The organism is Protofrankia coriariae (assembly GCF_001017755.1).
GTDB lineage: Bacteria > Actinomycetota > Actinomycetes > Frankiales > Frankiaceae > Protofrankia > Protofrankia coriariae.
The window spans coordinates 1-915 of sequence record NZ_JWIO01000101.1; the positions used below are offsets into that span (position 1 = coordinate 1).

The window sequence follows — 915 nt, forward strand, 5'->3', positions numbered from 1 at the left end:
CGGCGGTCCGGCCGGTACTGACGGTTTGGTCGGCACCGATGGTGACCGGTTCCGGCCGGGCCGGATCGCCGGGCTCGCCGACGCCCGTCTCGCGATGGCCATCGTGGCCTACCACAGCGATGAGCTCGCCGCCGCCCGCCAGCACATCCAGGAGGCGGACGGATACTGTCGGCGGTGGCCGCAGCCGGNNNNTCGGCGGTGGCCGCAGCCGGTGACCGCCGAACTGCTCGTCCTGCTCGACGCGGCCATCCTGGCCCGGCAGGGGGAGGTCCGGGCCGCCCGGCGGCTGCTGGCCATCCACCGTCCGGCCGGGCTGCCCGACGTCTGTCTACGCGCACGACTGGCCACCGAAGGAGATCTTCTTGTTGCGGCGGGTAATCCCGACGCGGCGCTGACCCTGCTGCGACGCGGGATCGCCGACCACCGTCCCGACCCGGTCGAGGTGCTCACCCTGGTGCGCATCCACCTTGCCCGGGCGGACGCGTCCGCGGCCACGACGATGCTCGCTCCGCTGCTGCGGGCCGACACCGGCTTCGGCATTGGCAGCCTCACCGCGGCCTGCGTGCTGGACGCGGTGGCGGCGGACCGCGGCGGGGACGTGGCGCGGGCGACCGCATCCCTGGCCCGCGCACTGGCACTGGCCGAGGACGAAGGTGCGTTGCGTCCGTTCGTGGACGCGGGAGAAGTGATCATCAGGCTGCTGCGGGCGCATCCCGGGCTGCGGGCGGCCCATCCCGCGTTGGTGGGCCGACTGCTCGACCGGGCCGGGCGTGCCAGCCACGCCACATCCACCACATCCACTGGGTCGCCTGGGTCGTCGAGGACCGCGGGGTCCGCGGCGGTCGCCGGGCCCGAGGGAGCCGGGGCGCCCGGGACCGGGCCGCCGGGCGCGTGGCTTGCCGGGCCACGGGCCGC

Annotated in this window: 1 protein-coding gene; it reads left to right on the forward strand. The window is 75.6% G+C overall.

Annotated features, from left to right (window positions below; all coding sequences use genetic code 11):
- Nucleotides 1–94: 94 nt before the first annotated feature.
- Nucleotides 95–915, forward strand: an 821-nt coding sequence (locus tag FrCorBMG51_RS24375) for a tetratricopeptide repeat protein (protein WP_476742254.1), incomplete at its 3' end; no start/stop codon positions are given.